Genomic DNA, 5,575 nt, shown 5'->3' on the forward strand with positions numbered 1-5,575 from the left:
GAAGTGGCCGGGTCTGGTCGGCGACGCGGAAGGCGAGCCACACGGGGATCTCGAGCCTGACCACGCGGGCGTAGATCCGCGGCAACCTGTAGCGCAGCTCCAACGCCTTGCCCAGGTAGGCCAAGCCGCTGTCGCTGGTGCGGCCGATCGACAGGGCGAGGTCGAGGGCGGCGTACTCGGCGACGACGGGTGCCCCGACGCCGGCGAGCTGCAAAGGTGGTTCGTCGTTCCAGTCATGAAGCTGGGCTGCTTCGGTGTCGCCAGCGGTGTGAGCGGCGGCCCAGTCGAGGACGGCGTTGAGCTTGTTGACCTCGTCGCGGCTGATGTCGGCGCAGGCGCCTCGGACCGACTCGAGCAGCGGGTCGCTGCTCGAGGTGCGGGTGGTCCGGTGGGTGCTGGTCATGGTCTGATTCTAGAGGTCACCACCGACAATTCGATGATGCGTTCGAGGCGGCCACGGTGTCGGCCTGGGCGTACCGGCTGCGGGGATCTCGACGCGCCAGGCCGTAGCCGGCCCGTTGGCTCGATCACCGTGACGTGGGGTGCGCGGTGGCCCGGGGGTGTCAGTGGAAGGTCAGGATCCGCACCGGCAGGTCGTTGATGGCGAGCATGGGGCCGCCGCTGAGGTTGCACAGCTGGAAGAGGGCGGTGTTTGGGGCGGTGACCTGGGTGCCGTAGAAGAAGACGCCTTCCTGCACCGGGCCGCGCACCGAGAACACGACCGCGTCGCCGACCTCGGCGCCTGCGATGCCGACGCTCTTCTGCTCGCACCGGCCGTTGGCCACGTTGTTGGCCGAGATGCCGACGAGGCCGGAGCTGCCGCCGCTCGCGAGGTCGGCGAACGTGAGACTGCCGTTGGCCACCTTGTCGCCGACGACCGTGTTGTTCGCGAGCTCCGAGCCCGTGACCGCGCCGCTCGCCAGATCGTTGGCGGTGAGCGAGTTGTCGACGATCTCGCCGCCGTCGACGACGTCGTCGGCGATCTCGTTCGCCCCCACCGAGTCGGTCGCCAGGTCCTCGGCCGTGAGCGCGTTCAGGCCGACCTCGGCCGAGCGCACCGACCCCGTGCCGAGCTCCTCGGCGGTGATCGTGTCGTCGGCGATCTGGGTCGCCGTGATCGAGGACGCCAGGATGTCGACCGCGCCGACGCTGCCGTCGGCGATGTCGGTGCCGGTGACGGAGCCGTTCTTGATCCGGCTCGAGTCGACCGAGCTCGCGACGAGGTCGGCCAGGCCCACCCCACCGTTCTTGATCTTGGCCGAGGTCACGGCGTTGCCGCCGAGGTCAGCGGTCTTGACCTGTCCGTTGACGATGTCCTGGGACCGGACGGTGTTGGCGGCGTACGCCGTCCCGGTGCCGGTGGCGACGAGGAGGGCGAGCAGCGAGCAGGTGTTGGCGAACGTCAGGTGACGGGTGAGGTGGCGTGGGGTCATGGGTCGGATGCTGCTCGCGCCCCCTGCGCGCAACAAGACCCGATCGGACTATGGAAGCCGTCGTTAGCGACGTGGCCGGTCAGGAGACCGGCGTGACCTCGACCCGGACGTCCCTGACCGTCGCCCGCGCCACGGCGCGGTCACGGTAGCGGTCGGCGGCCGACCGGGCGTAGAGCTCGGCCCGGACGACGAGCCGCCCGCTCGTGCCGGGACCGACGTCGAGCATCAGCACGGTGGTGGCGGAGCCGCGCCGGGGGAGGGACTGGATCCTCCGGACCCCGCTGCTGCTCCCGCCACCCGAGGCCGCCACGAAGTCGACCGTCGAGCGGCGCCGCAGGGTGGCCAGCACGTCGGGACCGACGGCCTTGCGCGTGCTCGAGATCCCGACGTAGGTCAGCCTGATCCGGTAGGTGCCACCCTCGACCCTGACGTTCTCGGTGATCGAGGCGACCGCCCGGGCGACGGTCGGGCGTGGTCGCGCGCCGCCGGCGCCCCGCGCCTGGGTGACCACCCGGAGCCGGCCGCCGGTCGAGGCCGTCGCCCGGGCGTACGCCGTCCCGTCGCCCTGGGTGGTGTGGCTGATGGCCGGGCGTGGCGCCGGTTCCGCGTGCGCGGTGGACGCGGGCACGAGGAACGTGCCGACCACCGCGGCCGTGCCGAGGATCCCGATGGACCTGACGCTGCGACGTGCCATGACGAAGACTCCCCCTGTGGTGCCACCGCTCCGGCACCGGCCCGTGAGGGCCGCTCCCACGTGCCGCGCGGTGACGGACTTGCCCGATTATCTGCTCCGTTCTGGCGGACCATACGCCGGGGGGCATGGTCGGAGGGCCGAATTCGTCGATCCGGCGCCGGGCGTGTCCGGGACGACTCCCGACCCGGTCTAGCCGAACGGCAGCGGCTCGGGGGCCAGGCTGACCGCCTGGGCCCGGGCCGCGGTGAGCCGCCGCCGGTGGTGCTGGCGGCAGAGGACCTCGTAGGCGACCTCGGCCGGCGGCCCGCCGGGGGCGTCGTCGACGTCACCGACGACGATCACCTCGCCCTCGACCACCATGACGCCGTCCTCGGTGCGCGCGTTGTGGGTTGCGCGCTTGCCGCACCAGCACAGGGCCTCGACCTGCAGGACGTGCATCCGGTCGCAGAGCTCGACGAGACGACGGCTGCCGGCGAAGAGGTCGGTCTTGAAGTCGGTGAGGATCCCGAACGCGAAGACGTCGATCTGCAGCTCGTCGACGACCTTGGCCAGTTGGTCGATCTGCGACGCGGTGTAGAACTGGGCCTCGTCGCAGACGATGTAGTCGATCCGGGCGCCCTGGGTCAGCGAGTCGACCACGTAGCGCCAGAAGTCGAAGTCGGGCGGCACCTCGATCGCCTCGTGGGTCAGGCCCAGCCGGCTCGACAGGATCGCCTCGCCCGCCCGGTCGTGGGCGGTGAAGATCCGGCCCTGGCGACCCCGCGCCGCGTGGTTGTGGTTGGTCTGCAGGGCGAGGGTGCTCTTGCCGGAGTCCATCGTGCCGGTGAAGAAGTGCAGTTCAGCCACGGGCCCATTGTTCCCTGGCGACGGGGGCCCTGCACCACCGGCCGGTCTCGGACCCCCACGTACCCCTGACGCGCGACGTCAGGGCGCGGGCACCAGCACCGTCATCAGGTGGCCGTCGGGGTCGGCGACGGTGGCGGCGTAGCCCCACGGCTGCTGCTCCGGCTCGGCGGCCACCTCCGCGCCGGCGGCGCGTGCGCGCTCGACGAGGGCGTCGACCTCGGCGGGGGAGTCGACGGCGACGCTGAGCTGGCACTCGACGACGTCCGCCTCCGCCACGTCGCGGCCGGCCACGACCCATCGGAAACCGTCGGTCGGGACCAGCACCAGGGTGAGACCGGGGTTCAGGACGACCCGGAGAGGCTCCGGCACGCCGTCGTCCGCCGGGTCGCCGGGTGTGTCGAGACCGAGACCGGCGGCGCCCCAGTAGGCGTGGGCGCGGACCCGGTCGGTGGTGGGCAGGGCGAGGACGACGGTCTCGGCGAGCATGCAAGGACAGACCGGGCCGACCGCACGGACTCGTCGGTCGGGCCGGACCTCAGTCCTCCGGGTCGTCGAGACGGGCGAGCCACGTGGCGAAGCGCTCGACGGGCGTCTCGAACTCGGGGTGGGCGTCGACGAAGCCCTGGAGCTGCTCGGCGACCCACGCCAGGGTGACCTCCTCGTCACCCCGGCGCTTGTCGAGCTCCTCGATGCCGCGATCGGTGAAGTACATCGCCTAGCTGAACGCCCGGCCGATGAGCTCCTTCTGCTCGGCCAGGTGGCGCTTGACCGTGCCGACCGAGGGCGAGGAGGACTGCTCACGGGTGACCGGCTCGACCGTCGCGTCGACGTCGTTCCAGAGGTTCATCGCGTAGTGCGACCACGGGCCCATGTTGGCGGGCTCGTCCTGCACCCAACGCACCGTCTTGAGGTGGGGGTAGCGGGCGATCTCGGCCTTGATGTCGTCGGCGGGCCGCGGGTAGAGCTGCTCGACGCGGGCGATCGCGAAGCGGCCGCCGTCGTCGCGCTTGGCGCGCTCGACCATCAGGTCCCAGGTGATCCGGCCCGAGCAGAGCAGCAGGGTGTCGACCTGGTCCTGGTCGGCGGCCTCGTCACGGATGAACGGCCGGAAGGTGCCCTCGGTGAAGTCGGACGGCTGCGAGGCCGCCTCCTTGCGCTTGAGCATCGACTTGGGCGTGAAGACGATCAGCGGGCGGTGCGCCTCGCCGAGCGACTGCTGCCGCAGCAGGTGGAAGTAGGACGCCGGGGTCGACGGCTGGGCGACGACGAACGCCTCGTCGGCGGCCATCTGCAGGAACCGCTCGATCCGGGCGGACGAGTGGTCGGGTCCCTGGCCCTCGTAGCCGTGGGGGAGCAGCAGGACGACGCCGGACTGCTGGCGCCACTTGGTCTCTCCGGAGGAGATGAACTCGTCGATGACCGTCTGGGCGCCGTTGACGAAGTCGCCGAACTGGGCCTCCCAGAGGGTCAGCGCCTCGGGACGCGCCACGGAGTAGCCGTACTCGAAGCCGAGGGCGGCGTACTCGGACAGCAACGAGTCGTAGACGTAGAACTTGCCCTGGTCCTCGGTGAGCGAGGACAGCGGCGTCCACTCGTCGGCGTTCTTGCGGTCGATGATCGTCGCGAACCGCGAGACGAAGGTGCCGCGCCGCGAGTCCTGTCCGGCCAGGCGCACCGGGCGGCCGTCCATCAGCAGCGAGCCGAGGGCGAGGATCTCGCCGGTGCCCCAGTCGATGGGGCCGTCGGTGATCGCGTTGGCGCGCCGCTGCAGCTGCGGCATGACCTTGGGGTGGACGGTGAAGCCATCGGGCGGGGTGACGTAGGCGTCGGCGATCCGCTTGAGGCACTCGAACGGGATCGACGTACGGGTCTCGGCGGCCGGCTTGTCCGGGTAGTCGGGGACGGTCGTCCACTCCTTGGGCTGCGACGTCGCCTCCTTCACCTCGGTGAAGACCCGCTCGAGCTGCTGCTGGTAGTCGGCCAGCACCTGCTCGGCCTCCTCGATCGTGATGTCGCCACGACCGATCAGGGACTCGGTGTAGAGCTTGCGGACCGAGCGCTTCTGCTCGATGAGGTCATACATCAGCGGCTGCGTGTAGGACGGGTCGTCGCCCTCGTTGTGGCCGCGGCGGCGGTAGCAGACGAGGTCGATGACGACGTCCTTGTTGAAGGCCTGGCGGTACTCGAAGGCCAGCCGGGCGACCCGGATGCAGGCCTCGGGGTCGTCGCCGTTGACGTGGAAGATCGGCGCCTGCACCATCCGCGCGACGTCGGTGCAGTAGAGCGAGGAGCGCGAGGAGCCGGGGGAGGTGGTGAACCCGACCTGGTTGTTGACGACGAGATGGATCGTGCCGCCGGTGCGGTAGCCGCGCAGCTGGGAGAGGTTGAGCGTCTCGGCGACCACGCCCTGGCCGGCGAACGCGGCGTCACCGTGCACGAGCAGCGGCATCACCGGGAACTTCTCGCCCTGGTTCAGCACGTCCTGCTTGGCCCGCGCGATGCCCTCGAGCACCGGGTCGACCGCCTCGAGGTGCGAGGGGTTGGCCGCGACCGAGACCTTGATGGCGTCGCCGGAGTCGGAGAGGAACTCGCCGTCGGCGCC

6 protein-coding genes and 1 pseudogene are annotated in these 5,575 nt (G+C 70.9%); all 7 read right to left on the minus strand.

From position 1 onward, the window contains the following. Nucleotides 1-403 (minus strand): annotated as a pseudogene (locus Q7T52_RS08335) (hypothetical protein); the annotation flags it as partial. A gap of 160 nt (nucleotides 404-563) precedes the next feature. Further along, complete coding sequence (locus Q7T52_RS08340; RefSeq protein ID WP_304801319.1) at nucleotides 564-1,433, minus strand: hypothetical protein; 870 nt, start codon at nucleotides 1,431-1,433, stop codon at nucleotides 564-566. A 79-nt stretch (nucleotides 1,434-1,512) separates the two neighbouring features. Beyond that, nucleotides 1,513-2,127 (minus strand): hypothetical protein, encoded by a 615-nt coding sequence (locus Q7T52_RS08345; protein ID WP_304801321.1) that lies wholly within the window; start codon nucleotides 2,125-2,127, stop codon nucleotides 1,513-1,515. Nucleotides 2,128-2,316: 189 nt separating this feature from the next. Next, a complete protein-coding gene (locus Q7T52_RS08350; protein WP_304801323.1) occupies nucleotides 2,317-2,973 on the minus strand; it encodes a thymidine kinase in 657 nt (218 codons plus the stop codon). A gap of 78 nt (nucleotides 2,974-3,051) precedes the next feature. After that, nucleotides 3,052-3,459, minus strand: coding sequence for a VOC family protein (locus Q7T52_RS08355; RefSeq protein ID WP_304801325.1), 408 nt, complete (start codon nucleotides 3,457-3,459; stop codon nucleotides 3,052-3,054). Nucleotides 3,460-3,508: 49 nt separating this feature from the next. Beyond that, a complete protein-coding gene (locus Q7T52_RS08360) occupies nucleotides 3,509-3,685 on the minus strand; it encodes a DUF6104 family protein (RefSeq protein WP_304801326.1) in 177 nt (58 codons plus the stop codon). Nucleotides 3,686-3,688: 3 nt separating this feature from the next. After that, nucleotides 3,689-5,575 (minus strand): multifunctional oxoglutarate decarboxylase/oxoglutarate dehydrogenase thiamine pyrophosphate-binding subunit/dihydrolipoyllysine-residue succinyltransferase subunit (locus Q7T52_RS08365; RefSeq protein ID WP_304801327.1); only part of this gene is annotated, 1,887 nt, incomplete at its 5' end.

The sequence above is a fragment of the Nocardioides sp. genome (assembly GCF_030655615.1).
Taxonomy (GTDB): Bacteria; Actinomycetota; Actinomycetes; order Propionibacteriales; family Nocardioidaceae; genus Nocardioides.